The 17,624-nt window shown below is 63.2% G+C and carries 18 protein-coding genes; 7 read left to right on the forward strand and 11 right to left on the reverse strand.

Annotation, left to right across the window (positions count from 1 at the left end):
- The first annotated feature begins 77 nt into the window (after window positions 1-77).
- Window positions 78-1,064, forward strand: a complete 987-nt coding sequence (locus ACSSV3_RS07090; protein ID WP_354323304.1) for an asparaginase — start codon at window positions 78-80, stop codon at window positions 1,062-1,064.
- 162 nt (window positions 1,065-1,226) lie between these two features.
- Entirely contained in the window at window positions 1,227-1,892 is a 666-nt protein-coding gene (locus tag ACSSV3_RS07095) for an imm11 family protein (protein ID WP_354323306.1), read from the forward strand.
- A gap of 566 nt (window positions 1,893-2,458) precedes the next feature.
- Here the strand turns inward: ACSSV3_RS07095 and ACSSV3_RS07100 are convergent.
- The 3 genes from ACSSV3_RS07100 to fmt all read right to left on the reverse strand — a co-directional run bounded on the left by ACSSV3_RS07100 (window position 2,459) and on the right by fmt (window position 5,391).
- The gene (locus tag ACSSV3_RS07100) at window positions 2,459-3,568 is read right to left on the reverse strand and encodes a zinc-binding dehydrogenase (RefSeq protein ID WP_354323308.1); all 1,110 of its coding nucleotides are present in this window, start codon (window positions 3,566-3,568) and stop codon (window positions 2,459-2,461) included.
- 103 nt (window positions 3,569-3,671) lie between these two features.
- Entirely contained in the window at window positions 3,672-4,421 is a 750-nt protein-coding gene (gene truA, locus ACSSV3_RS07105; protein ID WP_354323309.1) for a tRNA pseudouridine(38-40) synthase TruA, read from the reverse strand.
- Window positions 4,422-4,431: 10 nt separating this feature from the next.
- On the reverse strand, window positions 4,432-5,391 hold the full coding sequence (fmt, locus tag ACSSV3_RS07110) for a methionyl-tRNA formyltransferase (protein WP_354323311.1): 960 nt from the start codon (window positions 5,389-5,391) through the stop codon (window positions 4,432-4,434).
- Between the two features lie 115 nt (window positions 5,392-5,506).
- Here fmt and recR point away from each other — a divergent pair, with 115 nt between their 5' ends.
- The 3 genes from recR to ACSSV3_RS07125 all read left to right on the forward strand — a co-directional run bounded on the left by recR (window position 5,507) and on the right by ACSSV3_RS07125 (window position 8,447).
- On the forward strand, window positions 5,507-6,103 hold the full coding sequence (gene recR, locus ACSSV3_RS07115; protein WP_354323313.1) for a recombination mediator RecR: 597 nt from the start codon (window positions 5,507-5,509) through the stop codon (window positions 6,101-6,103).
- A 109-nt stretch (window positions 6,104-6,212) separates the two neighbouring features.
- Window positions 6,213-6,785: a peptide deformylase gene (locus ACSSV3_RS07120; protein WP_354323315.1), complete on the forward strand. Its 573-nt coding sequence runs from the start codon at window positions 6,213-6,215 to the stop codon at window positions 6,783-6,785.
- A gap of 222 nt (window positions 6,786-7,007) precedes the next feature.
- Window positions 7,008-8,447, forward strand: coding sequence for a DNA recombination protein RmuC (locus ACSSV3_RS07125; RefSeq protein ID WP_354323317.1), 1,440 nt, complete (start codon window positions 7,008-7,010; stop codon window positions 8,445-8,447).
- Here the strand turns inward: ACSSV3_RS07125 and ACSSV3_RS07130 are convergent, their stop codons facing one another.
- From ACSSV3_RS07130 to ACSSV3_RS07160, 7 genes are all read right to left on the reverse strand, one after another.
- Window positions 8,448-9,260, reverse strand: a complete 813-nt coding sequence (locus ACSSV3_RS07130) for a TrmH family RNA methyltransferase (RefSeq protein WP_354323319.1) — start codon at window positions 9,258-9,260, stop codon at window positions 8,448-8,450.
- A gap of 11 nt (window positions 9,261-9,271) precedes the next feature.
- The gene (locus ACSSV3_RS07135) at window positions 9,272-9,550 is read right to left on the reverse strand and encodes an HPr family phosphocarrier protein (protein ID WP_354323321.1); all 279 of its coding nucleotides are present in this window, start codon (window positions 9,548-9,550) and stop codon (window positions 9,272-9,274) included.
- Between the two features lie 12 nt (window positions 9,551-9,562).
- On the reverse strand, window positions 9,563-9,988 hold the full coding sequence (locus tag ACSSV3_RS07140; RefSeq protein ID WP_354323323.1) for a PTS sugar transporter subunit IIA: 426 nt from the start codon (window positions 9,986-9,988) through the stop codon (window positions 9,563-9,565).
- 92 nt (window positions 9,989-10,080) lie between these two features.
- A complete protein-coding gene (gene rapZ / locus ACSSV3_RS07145) occupies window positions 10,081-11,013 on the reverse strand; it encodes an RNase adapter RapZ (RefSeq protein ID WP_354323324.1) in 933 nt (310 codons plus the stop codon).
- Window positions 11,010-11,507 (reverse strand): HPr kinase/phosphorylase, encoded by a 498-nt coding sequence (locus ACSSV3_RS07150; protein ID WP_354323326.1) that lies wholly within the window; start codon window positions 11,505-11,507, stop codon window positions 11,010-11,012. Before ACSSV3_RS07150 ends, rapZ begins: the two co-directional genes overlap by 4 nt.
- Window positions 11,504-13,063, reverse strand: coding sequence for a sensor histidine kinase (locus ACSSV3_RS07155; RefSeq protein ID WP_354323328.1), 1,560 nt, complete (start codon window positions 13,061-13,063; stop codon window positions 11,504-11,506). Before ACSSV3_RS07155 ends, ACSSV3_RS07150 begins: the two co-directional genes overlap by 4 nt.
- Window positions 13,056-13,832 carry a response regulator transcription factor gene (locus ACSSV3_RS07160; RefSeq protein ID WP_354323330.1) on the reverse strand — a complete coding sequence of 259 codons (777 nt, stop codon included), beginning with the start codon at window positions 13,830-13,832 and terminating at the stop codon, window positions 13,056-13,058. The genes ACSSV3_RS07155 and ACSSV3_RS07160 overlap by 8 nt, the downstream gene beginning before the upstream one ends.
- A 185-nt stretch (window positions 13,833-14,017) precedes the next feature.
- Here ACSSV3_RS07160 and ACSSV3_RS07165 point away from each other — a divergent pair, with 185 nt between their 5' ends.
- Both ACSSV3_RS07165 and ACSSV3_RS07170 read left to right on the forward strand, forming a co-directional pair.
- On the forward strand, window positions 14,018-15,637 hold the full coding sequence (locus ACSSV3_RS07165; protein ID WP_354323587.1) for a phosphoenolpyruvate carboxykinase: 1,620 nt from the start codon (window positions 14,018-14,020) through the stop codon (window positions 15,635-15,637).
- 78 nt (window positions 15,638-15,715) lie between these two features.
- Complete coding sequence (locus tag ACSSV3_RS07170) at window positions 15,716-16,039, forward strand: hypothetical protein (RefSeq protein ID WP_354323332.1); 324 nt, start codon at window positions 15,716-15,718, stop codon at window positions 16,037-16,039.
- A gap of 23 nt (window positions 16,040-16,062) precedes the next feature.
- On the opposite strand, the gene ACSSV3_RS07175 is transcribed toward ACSSV3_RS07170, so the two are convergent.
- On the reverse strand, window positions 16,063-17,619 hold the full coding sequence (locus ACSSV3_RS07175) for a tetratricopeptide repeat protein (RefSeq protein WP_354323334.1): 1,557 nt from the start codon (window positions 17,617-17,619) through the stop codon (window positions 16,063-16,065).
- Window positions 17,620-17,624: the final 5 nt, after the last annotated feature.

Below are 17,624 nucleotides of genomic sequence, written 5' to 3' on the forward strand. Positions count from 1 at the left end.
TCTCTAACGCAGGTTTGCGCAAATGCAATTGCCTTCTGGTGCTGGCGCTGGCGGGCGCGGATGAGTAGGGCAGGCGCATGACCAACCCGCGCATTCTTGTTCTGGGCACTGGCGGCACGATTGCCGGCGCGGCGGTGAGCGCCACCAGTGCGGCCTATCAGCCCGGCGGATTGTCGCTTGAAGCCATGCTGGACAATCTGGCCGGGCTGGGCCTCGACGCGGAGTTGATCCCACAGGACATCGCGCAGATCGGTTCGCAGGACATCGGCTGGCCGCAGTGGCAGGCGCTGCACGCGGCCTGCGCGGGCGCGCTCGCTGATCCTGCGATCACCGGCGTAATCATCACCCACGGCACGGATACGGCGGAGGAAACCGCGTTCCTGCTCGATCTCACCCTGCCTGCGGGCAAGCCGATTGTGCTGGTCGGCGCGATGCGGCCTGCCGATGCGGTGGGGGCGGACGGGATGCGTAATTTCGCCAATGCGGTGCGGGTGGTGAGCGATCCTGCGGCGGCGGGGCGCGGCGTGCTGCTGGTGATGGGCGACGCGGTGCTGGCGGCGCGCGATGCCCGCAAGGCGGCGACGAGCAGCATCGATGCATTCAAAAGCTTTCCGCGCGGCAGCATTGCACGCGTGACCCCGGCGCGTCTCGACTGGTTCGGCCCGCCGCACAGATTGGGCGAAAGTGCGCGCTTTGCATGGCCTGATACACTGCCGCGCGTGGCGATCCTGACCGCGGGCGCCGGGATGGATGAACAGCCGGTCAAGGCACTGCTCGGCATCGGGTGCAAGGGGATTGTGCTCGCCGGAATGGGGCAGGGCAACGCGCCCGCCTGCGTGATCGCCGCGCTGGCCGAGGCAGCGGCGGCAGGCGTCCCGGTGGTGCGATCAAGCCGGGTGGACGAAGGCATCGTCGACCGCAACGTTGAAGTGGATGACGATGCGCTGGGTCTGGTGGCAGCCCGCGCGCTCGGCCCGGCCAAGGCGCGGGTGCTGCTGATGGTGCTGATCGCGGGCGAGATTAGCGATGCGGCAGCGGTGCAGGCGGCGTTTGACGGGGGGTGAGGGGGGGCGGTTTTTTCGGAAATCTCGCTAAAAGCTGCCGTTCGGCTAGCGACCCCAAAACCGCCGTCACAGCCTCTCATCAATGTCGAGGAATTTAGGCTCTAGAAACCTCATAGGTGTAACGACGCGATTGCCTTGCCCCGCAAAGATTGTGAGATTGTTATGATGGTCTACGCTGTCACGACCCAGAGCCTTAATCGCAAATACGGGTTCGTTGAGCTGGAGCTCATCCGGGGGGATGGTGACCTGAAGAAGGTGGAGCTTCAGGATCCGACCCAGGACGATGGCAAGTACATGCACCATGAGCACGGTCGGCATTGGGACAGCGGCCGAGCGCTAAAGGTCGCTCACCTCCCCAAGCAACTCAGGCGGCGCTCAGGAAGGAATATACCCGACTTCGACAAGTTCAACGGGCTCTTTGTCGTTTCCGACAAGTTCAAGTCGATTGTCGAAAGGCTGGAGCCGGGCGTGCACCAGTTTATTCCGTTTCAGATTGTCGAAAGGGGAGGCGTGGTGCGCGCGGACATGTGGTTCATGGTTGTCTGCAACCGCCTCGACACCGTAGATCGCGAACGCACAACCATGATGCTTCATATCGGCCGTTTATGGGCTTGGAGTCGGGATGTGCCTGAAGATCATTGGCCAGAGGGGTTTGTATCCCGGGGTCGGGACGAAAAGATCGTCTTCAATCATGCGCAAGTCGGCAATCACCATATCTGGCGCGACAAGCACGAAGCGACGATGACGTTGGTCTCAGATGCAATGGCCGAGGCTCTCCGGACCGCGGGCGTGACAGGGATCGATTTCTTTGAGCAGGAGAGCGTGTGATGGCTTGGTTCTGGCGCAAGAGTAATCACTTTCGCAATCGCTGAAAGCCGCCATTCGCCTTCCCACCCATCAGCAGTCATAAGCGGGGTCGATGCGCAATCCCGAAAGCGGCATGGCGGCTTTAGCATTCTCGCCGCTAAAAACCGCCGTTCAGCAATCGATCCCGAAGCGGGCGTTCCCGTCACCCCGGCGAAGGCCGGGGCCCAGAGCCTCATCGGGCAGTGCCACCACCCCACCCCATCCGTCGCCGGGATGACGAGGGATGGCAGCAAATCCACCCACTTTCAGCCCTCCAACAACTGCAACCGCATCCCTGAAAGCTGCCATCCCCTCAGGGTCAGCAGTGCCTCCTTTCCTACCCGGCTTGCTGCTGGCAGTCTGGCGCGATGATTGTGCGACCCTCTCCTAATCCGCTTTTGCACGCAGCCGGGGTTGCAGACCGCGCCGGATCGCGCGCGGCGCAGCCTGGGGGGCGGGTTTTTGGTTTCAGGACAGTGTCACATGTGTCTCCTACATTCAGGAACCGTGACGGTTTCCTGAATGCCCGGCAGCGGCGGTGCGTTGAATCACCCCCAGGGCGTAACCAGGTATTTCTCGCCGGTTTTCATCTGGCGGTAATCGCTGATCACGTCCTTCTCCAGCATCCCCTCCAGCGTCACCTTGGCCTTGTAATGCGAAGCGAAGGTGGTGGTGAGGTTCTGCTGCACCCGCGTGCGCAGTCGCACCACGGTTTCCATGCCCGCACGTTGCAGGAACGGGGTCAGCAGCCAGCCCGCAACGCTCCATTGCAGGCCGTACGAAGGCGTCAGGATCGTCGGCGACAGGTCAAGCCGTCCGTACATATACATCTTCTTGTCCTGGTTCGATCCGTAGCGCGAAAACTCGGTCATCTGGCTGGACGCGACCTGCTCCATCGCTTTCAGCACATGGTCGGAGTTCTGCCCGCCGCCAATCGGATCAAAGCCGAGGAACGCGCCGGTTTCCTTAATCGCCGCGCGCAGATCGGCCATGTAGGTCGGGGCGGACGAGTTCACGACATAGTGCGCGCCCTGCGATTTCAGCAGTTCGACGTGTTCATCGCGGCGCACGATGTTGACCAGCTTCATCCCGTCTTCGATGCAGATGCGATTGAGCATCTGGCCGAGGTTCGATGCCGCAGCGAGGTGGATGATTGCCGAATGGCCTTCCAGCTTGGCGGTTTCGACGAAGGCCAGAGCGGTCATCGGGTTGACGAAGCTCGACGCGCCTTCTTCGGAAGAATGATCGCCCAGCGGCAGGCACATCATCGCATCGGCAATGGCATATTGGCTGAATGCGCTGCCCGGAACGCAGGCGACCCGCGTGCCCATCAGCGCCTTTGCCATGTCGCTATCTCCGCAAGCGACCACGGTGCCTGCGCCTTCGTTGCCCGCGGGCAGGCGCTGGCCGTGGCGGCCTTTCTGGCCCGACAGGAACGGTTCGGGCATGGTCGCCACTACCCTGCCGGGGGTGTATTCCGCACTGTCGAAATCGGCTGCGCTGGTGAGGATCGCCAGATCAGACGGGTTGATCGGCGCAGCCTCCATCTTGACCAGCACCTGATTGCCGGTGGGCGCGGGGAAGGTGGCCTCGGCCACTTCGAGCGTCAGTTTGCCGTCGGCGGTGAGGGTAGTGAAAAGCTGTTTTCCGGTGGTCATAAGTTCGATCCTCAATTTCGTCATTGCGAGGAGCTGCACGCTCCGTGGCAATCCAGCAAACGCGGGACTGGATTGCTTTGCTACGCTCGCAATGACGTGGTGGCTAGGGTGACGTTGGGTAAACCGCCTCAACAAAATACAACCCATGCGGCGGCGCGTTCAGGCCCAATGCGCCGCGATCCCGCGCGGCCAGCGCGGCGGCGAGGCGGGCGGAGTCCCACGTGCCGGTGCCTACCAGTTTGAGGCACCCGACCATGCTGCGCACCTGATGATGCAGGAACGAACGTGCGGCGGCGTGGATGAGCACGTCATCGCCAACCCGCTCAACGGCGAGCCGGTCGAGCGTCTTGACCGGATCAGCCGCCTGACAATGGATGGATCGGAAGGTGGTGAAATCATGCCGCCCCACCAGCACCTGCGCGGCGGCGTGCATCGCGTCGGCATCCAGCGGGGTCGCCACCTGCCACGCCCGATTGCGCTGCAAGGCGAGCGGCGCGCGGCGGTTGACGATGCGGTAGAGATAGCGCCTGCCTGTGCAGGAAAAGCGCGCGTGCCAATCATCTGGCACAATCTCGCAGGCAGTAACCGCAATCGGATCGGGCCGCAGGTGTGCGTTCAATGCCCCCATCAGCCGGAACGCGGTGATGTCTTTTTCAAGGTCGACATGGGATCGCATCCCCAGCGCGTGCACCCCCGCATCGGTGCGCCCGGCGCTGTGGAGCGTGGCGTGTTCACCGGTGATGCGGGTGAGCGCGTCCTCGACCGCCTGCTGCACGCTTGGCCCGTTGGACTGGCGTTGCAGGCCATTGAACGGCGTGCCGTCAAATTCAAGGGTGAGCGCGAAGCGGGTCATTCCGTCAGGCTCACACCAGCACCGTGCCCGCTGCCACCGCTCGCCCGCGCAGGAAGTCTTCGCGCGACATGGCCGGCTTGCCCGCGCGCTGGAGCTTTAGCGGGCGTAGCGCGCCGTCCCCGCAAGCGATGGTGAAATTATCGTCCAGCACCGCGCCAATTTGCGAACTCCCGCGCAGGCGGGAGCCTCCCGCGTCTGGCACGAGGTCCCCGCCTGCGCGGGGACTCACCATCGTCTCAGCCAGCAGCAACTTCACCCGCTCGCCCTCCAACGCAAACCACGCGCCGGGAAACGGGGCAAGCCCGCGTACCTTGCGTTCGATCACTGCGGCAGGCTCGGCCCAGTCGATCTTCGCTTCGGTCTTGTCGATCTTGGGCGCATAGATGGCGGCGCTGTCGTCCTGCGGTTCAGCGGCATGAGCGGCAAGGTCAGCCAGCACCGCGACCATCGCATCGGCCCCCACGGCGGCGAGTTTTTCGGTCAGTTCGCCGGTGGTCTTTCGCCCCACGGCCACGCGCACCTTGTGCAGCGTCGGCCCGGTGTCCAGCCCGGCTTCCATCTGCATGATTGTCACGCCGGTCTCCGCATCGCCTGCCATCACCGCGCGGTGGATAGGCGCCGCCCCGCGCCAACGCGGCAGCAGGCTGGCGTGGATGTTGAGGCAGCCATGCGCGGGGGCATCCAGCACCGCCTGCGGCAGGATCAGACCATAGGCGGCGACCACCGCCACATCGGCGTTGAGCGCGGCAAACGCGGCCTGCTCCTCGGCGTTCTTCAGTGACACGGGCGATCGCACCATCAACCCCAAGGCCTCAGCCGCAACCTGCACCGGCGATGCGCGCAGCTGCTTGCCCCGGCCCGCAGCGCGCGGCGGCTGGGTATAGACGCAGGCAATATCATGCCCCGCCGCGTTCAGGGCTTGCAGCGCCGGAACCGCGAAATCGGGTGTTCCCATGAAAATGATGCGCAACTCACAAACCCCGTTCAGGCTGAGCTTGTCGAAGCCCCGCACTTTCTTCTAGCCTGTCCCATAAAGAGCAGAACAGCCCTTCGACAAGCTCAGGGCGAGCGGGTAGAGAAAAATCATGGCCTCACAGGAAATCGAAGCTCTGAGTTCCGCGCTCGCCCGTCTGCCGGGTCTGGGGCCGCGTTCGGCGCGGCGGGCGGTGCTGTGGCTGGTCAAGCACCGCGAAACGGCGCTGCCCGCGCTGCTTGAGGCGTTGGCGGGGGTTGCGGAAACGCTGGTGGAATGCGCCACCTGCGGCAATGTCGACACCAGCGACCCCTGCCGCATCTGCACCGATCCGCGCCGCGATTCGCGCAGCCTGTGCGTGGTCGAGGAGGTCGCGGATGTCTGGGCGCTCGATCGTGCGCGGCTGTTTCCGGGGCGCTATCATGTGCTGGGTGGGCGGCTTTCGGCATTGGACGGCATCGGGCCGGAAGACTTGGGCATCGCCAGCCTGCTCGCCCGCGTCGAAAATGGCGCGGTGGACGAAGTGGTGCTCGCCATGAACGCCACCTTGGAAGGCCAGACCACCGCGCATTACATCGCCGAGCGGCTCGAGGCCTTCTCGCTGCGGGTGACGCAGCTGGCCCACGGATTGCCGGTGGGGGGCGAGCTCGACTACCTTGATGAAGGCACGCTGGCGCAGGCATTGCGCGCGCGGCGGCCGATGGGGTGACAATTGTGAGCTCCCGCGCAGGCGGGAGTCTCCCGCAGTTCCGAACGATATCCCCGTCTGCACGGGGACTCACTTGAGATTTCAAGCTTTGCGCACTAAATCGCCAATCATGGCCATACGCGAAATCCTTGAAGTGCCGGACCCCCGGCTCAAAATCATCTCGACCCCGGTTGAACCGCATGAGTTCAACGCCGATCTTCGCACGCTCGTCGACGATATGTTCGAGACGATGTATGATGCCCCCGGCATTGGCCTTGCCGCGATTCAGGTCGGCGTGCCCAAGCGGGTGCTGGTGATTGATCTGCAACCCGATGATCCCGATGCGCCCCCGGTCGAATGCAGCCATGACGGGCATAGCCACACCCATCCCGCCACCAAAAAAGAACCGCGCGTATTCATCAACCCGGTGATCCTTGATCCGGCGAAGGAGCTGTCGACCTATCAGGAAGGCTGCCTGTCGGTGCCGGAGATTTACGCTGACGTTGATCGCCCGGCGACCTGCGGCGTGCGGTATCAGGATCTCGACGGCGCGACCCACGAAGAACAGCTCGAAGGCCTGATGGCGACGTGTTTGCAACACGAGATCGACCACCTCGAAGGCATCCTGTTCATCGACCACCTGTCGCGGTTGAAGAAGGCGATGGCGCTGAAGAAGCTGAAGAAATTGCGGCAAGCGGCGTAGTTTGTGTTGCGAAGGCGCCGCCGCGCCTTCGTCCTCGGGGCTGTTCTTTCGCTGCGCTACAGGCCCCTGCGGCCGGCCGGTCGGCCTTGCGGCTCGCAATGCGAGCCGGCCCACAACCCAATCGTCGCCCCGGCGCAGGCTGGGGATACGGGGGTGGGCTTTCTTGAGCATATCATCCAACATTCGCTAGCGTTCTCTATACGTTCCGTGTAGGGACGGGCGATGGACTCGTCGATTCTCTCGCTTCTCGCTCTGATCCTCGGTGCCGTTGTGGGCGGCGTTGCGGCGTGGTTTTTCGCTTCGCGCCCGCTGGCTGATCTGCGCGCGCGGCTGTCGGCGGCGGAAGGCGCGGCGGCGGAGCGTGAGGGCGAATTCAAGCGCGCCGTGGCCGAATTGGGCGAAGCGCGGATCGAAGTTGCGACGCTGGGGGAGCGTGCCGGGCGGGCCGATGCGCTGGCTGAGCAGTTGGAGGCCGCACGCGCTGAAAACGCACAATTCCGGGCTGAACGCGCCGGGTTTGCCGAACAGAAGCGGTTGCTCGAAGAATCGCGCACCAATCTGCTCAAGGAGTTTGAAAACACCGGGGCTGCCGTGCTGGGCAAGGCGCAGGAAGCCTTCCTTAAGCGCGCCGAGGAACGGCTGGGCCATTCGGAAAAGGCCAGTGAGGAAAAATTGAAGGCCTTGCTGTCACCCGTGGGCGAACGGCTGGCGAGTTACGAAAAGCAGGTGGCCGAATTGGAGGCCAAGCGCACCGATGCGTTCGGCCAATTGACCGGCGTGATCGAGGAAATGCGCAAGGGCCAGGAAGAGGTCAAGCGTGAGGCGCAGCGGCTCGGCAATTCATTGACCAACGCCCCCAAGGCGCGCGGGCGCTGGGGGGAGCGGGCGTTGCAGAACGTGCTCGAACAATGCGGGCTGGCCGAGCACACAGATTTTCATCTCGAGCAATCAATGGACACCGCCGACGGGCGGTTGCGCCCCGATGCGATCGTCAATGTGCCGGGGCAGAAGAAGCTGGTGATCGATGCCAAGGTGTCGTTGAACGCCTATCAGGCCGCGTTTGAGGCGGATGATGATGGGGAGCGCAAGCGGCACCTTGATCTCCACGCCAAATCGATGCGCAACCATGTGCAGACGCTTGGCGGCAAAAGCTATCAGAGCCAGTTCGACGACGCGCCCGATTATGTGGTGATGTTTGTGCCGGGCGAACATTTCGTCGCCGCCGCGTTGGAGCATGATCCCGAATTGTGGGACTTCGCGTTCCGCAACAAGGTGCTGCTTGCCACCCCGACCAATCTTGTGGCGATTGCGCGCACGGTCGCGCAGGTCTGGCGGCAGGACAAGATGGCGAACGAGGCGGCTGAAATTGGGAGGATGGGCGCGGAATTGTATGATCGGCTCGCCACCGCGGCCGAACATCTCAAACGCGTCGGCGGCGGGCTGGAAAGCGCGGTCAACAACTACAACAAATTTGTCGGCAGCTTTGAACGCAATGTGCTGTCGTCCGGGCGGCGGCTCGCGGAAAAGGGCGTCGAAATCGGCAAGCGCGAGATTGATTCGGTGCCGCTGGTGGAAAGCGCGCCCCGCTACAACGCGGCGGATGGCGATGCGGTTGAGGCGGAGTATCCGGGGCTGGAACCGCGCAAGGACGCGGCGGAGTAATTACGCCTCCACCCCCGCCAGCACCTCGTAAGCCAGCACCGCGCCGGCCACGGCGGCGTTGAGCGAATCGGCGCGGCCGCGCATCGGCATGGTGACGTGCAGATCGCAGGCCGCTTCGTATTCTTCCGGCAGCCCCTGCGATTCGTTGCCGACCATAATGAAGCACGGTGCCGCATAGGCCGCACCGCGATAAGGCACCGCATCGCGCAGCGACGCGGCGACAAGTTGGCCCCCGTGCTCTTTGGCACCGCCCCGCAGCCACGGCAAAAACTCCTCCCACCGCGCCTGTGCCAGCGGCACGGTGAACACCGCGCCCATGCTTGCGCGCACGGCTTCGGCGCTGAACGGGTCGGCGCAATCATCGATCAGGATCAACCCGCCTGCGCCCACCGCATCGCCGGTGCGCAGCATCGTGCCAAGGTTGCCGGGATCGCGCAAAGCCTGCGCCACCAGCCAGATCGGCGCGGCGCTGCGATCAAGCGCGCTGAGCGACGTGTCCCATTCATCGAACACGCCCACCACGCTTTGCGCATTGTCCTTGCCGGTAATCTTGGACAGGATATCGGGGGAGGTGGCAATCACCTCACCGCCTGCTGCCATGACGTCAGCTTCCAGCCGCGCCAGCAGTTCATGCGCGGCGCGTCCTTCAGCCATCACCAGTGTTGTGGGTAAGCGGCCCGTGCTGCGCGCGTCCTCGAGCAGCCGCAACCCTTCGACCAGAAACTGGCCGCTACGCTTGCGATGTTTCTTGTCGCGCAAAGACCGCAGATATTTGACGGTCGGATTGGAAAAGCCGGTGATGTGCTTGCGCATGGGCCTGAGCACTAGTCCTCGCCGAAGCCGGAGGCGATCAACGCCGCGAGATCGGCCAGCACCGCATCGGCATTTTCGCCTTCAACCGCCACTTCGACGGTGTCACCCTTGGCTGCGCCCAGCATCATCAACCCGAGGATCGATCCGCCCGCAGCGCTGTTGGGGGGTTTGGTCACAGTGACGGTCACATTTTCGGGCAGGACAGCCACCGCACCGACGAACTTCGCACTCGCGCGCGCGTGCAAGCCGCGGCGGTTGACGATAGTGATGGTCGTGCGAGCCTCCCCCACGGCGGCGAACCTTCAGGCCTTGGCCCGCGCGGGGGCCGTGTCATGGCCGAGCAATTCGCTGGCGATGGTGATGTAATTGCGCCCCGCAGTCTGCGCAGCGTGGACGGCGGCGGTGACATCCATCGCCTTGCGCGCGCCCGCCAGCCGGATCAGCATCGGCAGGTTGATCCCGGCAATCACCTCAATCTGTCCAGCCACCAGCAGTGAAATCGCAAGGTTGGACGGGGTGCCGCCGAACAGGTCGGTGAGGATGATGACGCCGCTGCCGCTATCGACGGCGGTGATCGCGTCGGCGATTTCGGTGCGGCGCTGTTCCATATCGTCATTGGGGCCGATGCAGACGGTTACGATCCCGTCCTGCGGGCCGACGACGTGCTCCATTGCCTCGACAAATTGGTCCGCAAGGCGGCCGTGGGTTACCAGAATCAAACCGATCATGTGTGAAAAAGGGTCCGTTAACTGCCCGCCGGGGGCCAAGCCTTACGCGTTTCAACCGATCAGGACAATGCCAGCTTTTCCGAGCGCCGCGATCACTTTCGATCCCGTTCAATCTCGTCCGCTGCACGCGAGCCCAGGTTACGATGGCGGACAGTGGGCGAAAATCCCGCCGCGCGCAAGCTTTCTGCCATGCGTTCGGCGGTGTAGACCGAACGGTGTCTCCCCCCGGTACACCCGAACGCTACGTGGACATAGGGTTTGCCCTGCGCCTGATAGCGCGGCAGCAGCACCAGCAACAGATCGCGGATGCGGGCAAAGGCATCAGAAAAGGTCGGATCGGTCTCGATATGCGCGCCTACGGCGGCGTCCTGCCCGGTCAATTCGCGCAAAGCCGGAACCCAGTGCGGATTGTCGAGAAAGCGCATATCGAACACCAGATCAGCCAGCGGCGGCATCCCGCGCGCGAAGCCGAAACTGGACAGAGTCAGCGTCATCGCCGCTTCGCCAGCAGTGTCCCCGAACAGGTTGCGCACCTGCCCTTGCAGCTCGTTACTGGTCATCGCGCTGGTATCAATCACCGCGTCGGCCCAGCGGCGCAGCGGTTCGAGTAATTCGCGCTCGGCGGCGATCCCCTCCATCACCGGGCGGCCATCGGCCATCGGATGACGACGGCGTGTTTCATTATAGCGGCGTTCAAGCTCGCCGCCCGAACAGTCGAGAAACAGGAAGGTCAGCGCGATATCGGCGCGCGCGGCGAGGTCTTTCACCAGCGCGATGATGTCACCGGGAACAAACCCGCGGGTGCGCGAATCGAACCCGATGGCGAGCGGCCCGCGCGATTCGTCGGGCATGGCGACCAGGCGTTTGAGCAGCCGCACCGGGAAATTGTCGATGGTTTCCCAACCTAGATCCTCCAGCACCGCGAGCGTGGTGGATTTGCCCGCGCCCGATAGCCCGGTGACCAGCAGCAATTGTTGCTGCGGCATGGCGTTTCGGTCAGCGGTGGGGGTGGGCGCGTTGGTCATGTCTGCACATCTTGCCCGGAAGCGCGGCAAAGGGAAGCCAGTTTGAACACCAGCCCGTGCATCCGCAACGCCCATTCTGCGCGCGGGCCGGGGGCGATGGTGCCGGGGTCAAACGCCAGCACCGGCACCGGCACCCCGGCAATGTCGCGCCGGGGGAGCGTTTCGGGCAAGCGCGCAGGCTGCGCCGTGCCGCCGAGTTCCAGGATCAGCGCAACCGGCGCGGGGTCAGCCACCGGCAGGCGCACCAGGCCGACACCGCGCAGTTCCAGCAATCCGGCGATATTGGGCGGGGGGCTGGCGATCAGGCGATCATCGGCCAGAGTGAGCGTCACCGCATCATCACCGATCAACCCCGCGCCGCGATCAATCAGCGCCAGCGCGAGGCTGGATTTGCCGCTGCCCGGCGGGCCTGCGATCAGCAGCGCGCGGCCGCCAATCACCACCGCGCTGGCGTTGTGGACGAAGCCCGTGCCCCGATCCATGCCCGCGTTCATGCCGCTGCCGGTAGTCTGAGCCGCAGGCAGGCGCCGCTGGCGCCATCGGGCCGGGCATGGGCGGTCAGCGTGCCATCATGCGCTTCTGCAATCGCGCGGCCAATCGCGAGGCCAAGGCCCGAATGATTGCCGAAGTCCTCCGCGTCGGGGCGCACTGAATGGAACCGCAGGAACACTTTTTCACGCGCATCGGCGGGAATGCCGGGGCCGGAATCGCACACCTCCAGCGTGACGCAGCGGCGGTCATTGGAAATGGTGACGTCAATCGGTGCATCGGGCGGCGAAAACGACACCGCGTTATCGAGCAGGTTTTCCACCAGCCGTTCCAGCCGTGTGCCCACGCCGCACACCAACGAAGCAGGCCCGGTTGTGGTCAGTTCAATCCGGCGGCCTTCATTTTCGGCGCGGTGTTCGCGTCCGCCGATGATTGCCTCCACCAGATCGGCCAGATCAATCTGTTCGCGCGTGGCGCGGCTCATTTCCGCGTCGATCCGGCTGGCTTCGGAAATCTCGCTCACCAGCCGGTCAATCCGGCGCACATCATGGGTGGCGATCTGGATCAGTTCATTGCGCAGCGCCGGGTCTTCTACGCGTGGGAGCGATTCGATTGCGCTCCTCAGGCTGGCGAGCGGGTTCTTAATTTCATGCGCGACATCGGCGGCGAAGCTATCGACCGCGTCGATCCGGTGGCGCAGCGTGCCGGTCATATCCGAAACTGCGCGCGCGAGCAGACCGATTTCATCGCGGCGCTGCGGCAGGCGCGGCACCTCGACCTCGCGTTCGCGCCCCTGCCTCACCCGCATGGCCGCGCGGGCGAGTTGGCGCAAAGGCGTGACGATGGTGCGCGCCAGGAACAGCGACAGCAGCGCCGATGCCGCCATCACTATCAACATCGCAATGCCCAGCGTTGAGCGCGCCTCCCTTACCCGATCAGTAATGTCGACCGCGTTGCGCACGGTCAGCAAGGTCGCGCCCTGCAATCCGACCGGCGCGGCAGCGGTGATCACCGGGGTGCCATCGCGCCAGTCATACAGCCGCACCTGCGACAGGCCGAGTTCGCGCGCGCGCGCCAGTTCGGGCCAGGCATCGGCGTCCTGCGCTTCGGGTTCGATATAATCCTGCACGGATTCGGCGCTGACAATGGTGTCCACCGTCCGATCAAGCCAACGGGCAAAGCGCTGTTCCCAATCATCATCGCTGATGTCGTTGAACCGGAACGCGGGATCGGCGAGCGCGAAACTGTCCGCGGTCAATTTGCCATCGGCATCGAACATCCGCATCCGCAGACGCTGTTCCTTGCCGATCTGCACCAGCAGCGCGTTCTGGCGTTCACGCGAAGCGCCCGCCAGCGCCTCGGCAGTGATTTGCGCTTCGATCCGGGCGAGTTTGAAGCGTTCGTTGATCAGCTGCGTGCGGTAGCCATCGAGATAGAACAACCCGCCGCCCATGATCAGCAGCGGCAGGATGTTGACGACCAGAATGCGCGCCGTCAGCGCAAACCGCCCGTTCGCCGTCAGCTGTTCGCCGCTTGCTGGCCGTCGCCCTATGTCAGTCATCGGTAAAACTGTAGCCCGCGCCATACAGCGTTTCGATTGCATCGAAGGATGGGTCGACCACCTTGAACTTGCGCCGCATCCGCTTGATGTGGCTATCGACCGTGCGATCATCGACGAACACATCGTCGGGATAGGCTGCGTCCATCAGCTGGTTGCGGCTCTTGATCACGCCGGGGCGGATCGCGAGTGCTTCAAGAATCAGGAATTCGGTGACGGTGAGGCTGACGCTTTTGCCGTCCCACGCGATGTGATGGCGCGCCGGGTCCATGAACAAACGCCCGCGCGATATGCTTGCCAGTGCGGGTTCGGACGATGGGCCGATGGTATCGCCGCCCGCCACCGGATCGGCGCGGCGCAGGATCGCGCGGATGCGGGCGACCAGCAGGCGCAGGCTGAACGGTTTGGCAATGTAATCATCCGCGCCCTGTTCCAGCCCGGCTTCTTCGTCGCTTTCATCATCTTTGCTGGTCAGGAAAATCACCGGCAGCGGCGAATGTTCGCGCAGGCGGCGCAGCAGCTCCATCCCGTCCATATTGGGCATTTTTATATCGAACACCGCAAGATCGGGCGGATTGTCGAGCAGCGCCTTCAACGCGGTTTCACCATCGGAGTAGATTCGCGTGGCAAACCCTTCGGATTGCAGCGCGATGGATACGGTGGTGAGGATGTTGCGATCATCATCCACCAGCGCGATTTGCAGCTTGCGGCTGTCTGCATCGCCGGGTTCGGACGCGGGGGTGACGGTTTCGGCGGTGCTATCGGACATCATGTTCATCCTTTTCAACCCCGACCTTCCATATTCGCTTGGGTAGCCCCATCGCCCGCGTGAGACAATCGTCTGCGCGCCAGCCGTGCCAGCCAGAGGTTGCATACGTATGCGCGGCTGCTAGTGAGCGCGGCATGGATTCGCTGGCGGTTGCCAGTTCGCCCGAACCTGCCGTTTCGCTCAGGAGAATGACGTTGACCTCGCTTGCAACCCCGTTGTCTGCCCAGAACATTACCACCCGCGCGCGCCTCCACGCCAATCTCGGCACCCCGGCGCTGGTTGAACACGCGTTGGCGAAGGGCGAAGGCAAGCTGACGAAACATGGCGCGCTGCTGGTGGAAACGGGCAAGTTCACCGGGCGTAGCGTCAAGGACAAGTTTATCGTGCGCGACGCCGCGACCGAAGGCACGATCAACTGGGGCGCGATCAATCAGCCGATGAGCCCGGAGCATTTCGCCGCGTTGAAGGCCGATTTCCTCAAGGCGCTTGAAGATCAGGACGAACTTTACGTCGCCGACCTGTTCGGCGGATCGCAGCCCGAATACCGCGTCAACGTGCGGGTGATAACCCAGTTGGCGTGGCACAGCCTGTTCGTGCGCACGCTGCTGGTGCGCCCAACGGCGGACGAAGTGGCCGGCTTCACGCCCGAATACACCATCATCAACCTGCCCAGTTTCAAGGCCGATCCCGCCCGCCACGGTTGCCGCAGCGATACGGTGATCGCGGTCAGTTTTACCGAAAAGCTGATCCTGATCGGCAATACCGAATATTCGGGCGAGATGAAAAAGGGCGTGTTCGGCCTGCTCAATTACCTGCTGCCCGCGCAAGGCGTAATGCCGATGCATTGCAGCGCCAATATCGGCGCCGACGGCAAAAGCGCGATCTTCTTCGGCCTGTCGGGCACCGGCAAGACCACGCTGTCCGCCGATGCCAGCCGCACGCTGATCGGCGATGATGAACATGGCTGGTCAGACACCGCCGTGTTCAACTTCGAAGGCGGCTGCTATGCCAAGATGATCAACCTTTCGGCCGAGGGTGAGCCGGAAATCTACGCCACCACCCGGATGTTCGGCACGATCCTCGAAAACGTGGCGATGGATGAGAGCACGCGCGAACTGGATTTTACCGACGCCAGCAAAACCGAAAATACGCGCGGTGCCTATCCGATCGAATTCATCCCCAACAGCAGCGAGAAGAACCTCGGCCCGGCACCGTCGAACGTGATCATGCTTACGGCGGATGCGTTCGGCGTGCTGCCCCCGATTGCGCGGCTGACCGCGGATCAGGCGATGTATTACTTCCTCAGCGGCTACACCGCCAAGGTGGCGGGCACCGAAATCGGCGTGACCGAGCCTGAGGCGACCTTCTCCACCTGCTTTGGCGCTGCCTTCATGCCGCGTCACCCCAGCGTTTACGGCAACCTGCTGAAAGAACGCATCGCCAAGGGGCAGGTGCAGTGCTGGTTGGTCAATACCGGCTGGACGGGCGGCAAGTATGGCACCGGCAGCCGGATGCCGATCAAGGCAACCCGCGCGCTGCTTAACGCGGTGCTCGATGGCAAGATGGACGCAGTTGAATTCCGCAAGGATGAAAACTTCGGCTTCGACGTGCCGGTGTTCGTGCCCGCGCTGGCCGATGCGGGGCTGGATCAGACCATCCTCGACCCGCGCAGCACCTGGGCTGATGGGGCCGAATATGACGCGACCGCCCGCAAACTGGTGCAATTGTTCATCGATAACTTCGCGCAGTTTGCCGATCACGTCGACGAAGGCGTGCGGCAGGCCGCGCCGGGGCTGGTTGCCGCCTGATTTTCTGGCCTCCCGCGCCATGATGGCGTAACCTTGCCGGTGCATCAGCTTGAATCATCAGCAAGGGAGCACGGCAGCATGAGCATTCTCGACGGGATTTTGAAGAACATCGGCGGCGCGCCGGATGATGTGGTGAACCTTGCCAAGCAAGTCGGAATTGACCCGGCGATGGTCGAAAAGGCAATCGCGACGCTGGGCAAGACCCATCAGATGGACGGCGACACGGTGACGCTGGCGGCGGAGAAAACCGGGATGAGCCCGGATATTCTCAACCAGATCGTCGGCGCGATTGGCGGCGAAGGATCGCTCGGCCAGTTTGCCTCAATGCTCGATCAGGATGGCGATGGCAGCCCGGTCGATGACATCATGGGCATGGCCAAGGGGCTGTTCGGCAAAAGCTGAACACAGCCGAGACGTCGCGTCGATCAGTCAGTCGCGTCTGACAGGTCGGGCGTCTCGACCGGCTCCGGAATATTGCTAAGATCGATCACGGTGCCATCGGGCGCTTCGGCCAGCATTGTCATCAACAGCTTTGCCCGCTTGGCAAACCCGCCGCCATGCGGGTTGGTTGCCAGCGGGGCGAGGAAATCGCGGGCAATCGCATTCTTGCCTTCACCCATCAGCATGATGGCCGCGTTGACCTGCAAGTCCTGATCAAACGGGGCGAGCTGTGATGCATATTCCAGCGCCGCGCGAGCATTTTCCGGCGGATCAACCCCCCGTTCTGCAAAACTGCGGTAATAATAGAGCAGCGGCAGCGGATGATCATTCTCCAGCCGGTTGAGCGCTTCGAAAGGTTTCATCGCCGCCTCATAGGCTGCGGCTTGCTGGTCCATTTCGCGCGCTTGCCGAAACATGGCATAGCCTTTCTGGACATAGGCATTCTTGCGCACCGGATCGCGCGCAATGGCGGCATCGGCTGCGGCGATTGCTTCTGCATCATTGCCAGCATCATATTCGGCTTCGGCCAAGGCGGTCAGCACCCCGGGATCATCGGGATAGCGTGCTGCAATCGCCCGCGCATCTTCGAGGATTTCAGCGGCCTGCTCGCTATTCACCCCACGCTGCGAACGGATCTGCAATGGCATCATCGCTGCTTCACCCGGCGGCAGTTTGCGCAAACTTATTGCGCCAGTTGTCAGCTTTTCAGGCCCAAGCACAAAGGTCATCAGGCGACGGCGCATATAGGCCCGCAGCTCGCGTTCCAGCACATCAAGATCGCCAAATGCCGCCTCTGCCGCGGCAAGCGGTTCTATGCCTTGCACCAGGTTCATCTGGTATTGCCGCAGCTGGCCTGTGCGCTCAGTGGAAAAGGTCAGGTAGTGGTAAAGCAGCCAGCTTTTGCCATAAAACGCATCATAGGGTGAATTGCGCTCCTGATCGTAGAGCGCTGGATCGAGCAGTTCGCGCACCGGCACCGGATCGCCGTTGATCAGCTCTGGTCCGCGATGCTGCGCGGTACGGCCGATGGTAAGGCTGCCATCATCCTTAAACGTCGCCGCCGCAAAAAATTCTGCGGCCCCTTCGTTGAGCCAGCGTGGCATTGCAAAACGCGACGACGACATCAGGAAGTGATGCGCATATTCGTGCAACAGCACGATGGTGGAAAAATCGGGATAGCCGCTCTTGTTGCGGATATCCTGCACGAATGCTCGGCTGCCCCCGGCGCGCGGGATGTAAAAGCCCGCCACTCTGCGGTTATTGCCGCCAGCCAGTTTGCGGATGTCGTTCGCTCCGCCGACCGCATAGATCACGACGCGGTTGGATGGGCTGGGCGTTTCCAGGCTGCGCCCGGTCAAAAACGCCATCGCGCTGTGATAGCGTTCAAGGTTTTCGGCAAATCGCTGGATATCGCGTTCACTATCATCGGCATAGATCACGAAGTGGTCACTTGACGCTTCGTACCATTCGGCCAGCGCCGGATGGGCCAACACCAACAGCCACCCCGCCGCCACAACGCGTACGATCTCTCCAAATTTCATTGCCC

The sequence above is a fragment of the Porphyrobacter sp. MBR-49 genome, from assembly GCF_053628655.1.

Bases quoted from the DNA above. Each gene is read 5' to 3' on its own strand.
- ACSSV3_RS07090 (WP_354323304.1), top strand. From the start codon at position 78: ATGACCAACCCGCGCATTCTTGTTCTGGGCACTGGCGGCACGATTGCC.
- ACSSV3_RS07095 (WP_354323306.1), top strand. From the start codon at position 1,227: ATGATGGTCTACGCTGTCACGACCCAGAGCCTTAATCGCAAATACGGG.
- ACSSV3_RS07100 (WP_354323308.1), bottom strand. From the start codon at position 3,568: ATGACCACCGGAAAACAGCTTTTCACTACCCTCACCGCCGACGGCAAA.
- truA (WP_354323309.1), bottom strand. From the start codon at position 4,421: ATGACCCGCTTCGCGCTCACCCTTGAATTTGACGGCACGCCGTTCAAT.
- recR (WP_354323313.1), top strand. From the start codon at position 5,507: ATGGCCTCACAGGAAATCGAAGCTCTGAGTTCCGCGCTCGCCCGTCTG.
- ACSSV3_RS07120 (WP_354323315.1), top strand. From the start codon at position 6,213: ATGGCCATACGCGAAATCCTTGAAGTGCCGGACCCCCGGCTCAAAATC.
- ACSSV3_RS07125 (WP_354323317.1), top strand. From the start codon at position 7,008: ATGGACTCGTCGATTCTCTCGCTTCTCGCTCTGATCCTCGGTGCCGTT.
- ACSSV3_RS07130 (WP_354323319.1), bottom strand. From the start codon at position 9,260: ATGCGCAAGCACATCACCGGCTTTTCCAATCCGACCGTCAAATATCTG.
- ACSSV3_RS07140 (WP_354323323.1), bottom strand. From the start codon at position 9,988: ATGATCGGTTTGATTCTGGTAACCCACGGCCGCCTTGCGGACCAATTT.
- rapZ (WP_354323324.1), bottom strand. From the start codon at position 11,013: ATGACCAACGCGCCCACCCCCACCGCTGACCGAAACGCCATGCCGCAG.
- ACSSV3_RS07150 (WP_354323326.1), bottom strand. From the start codon at position 11,507: ATGAACGCGGGCATGGATCGGGGCACGGGCTTCGTCCACAACGCCAGC.
- ACSSV3_RS07155 (WP_354323328.1), bottom strand. From the start codon at position 13,063: ATGACTGACATAGGGCGACGGCCAGCAAGCGGCGAACAGCTGACGGCG.
- ACSSV3_RS07160 (WP_354323330.1), bottom strand. From the start codon at position 13,832: ATGATGTCCGATAGCACCGCCGAAACCGTCACCCCCGCGTCCGAACCC.
- ACSSV3_RS07165 (WP_354323587.1), top strand. From the start codon at position 14,018: ATGACGTTGACCTCGCTTGCAACCCCGTTGTCTGCCCAGAACATTACC.
- ACSSV3_RS07170 (WP_354323332.1), top strand. From the start codon at position 15,716: ATGAGCATTCTCGACGGGATTTTGAAGAACATCGGCGGCGCGCCGGAT.
- ACSSV3_RS07175 (WP_354323334.1), bottom strand. From the start codon at position 17,619: ATGAAATTTGGAGAGATCGTACGCGTTGTGGCGGCGGGGTGGCTGTTG.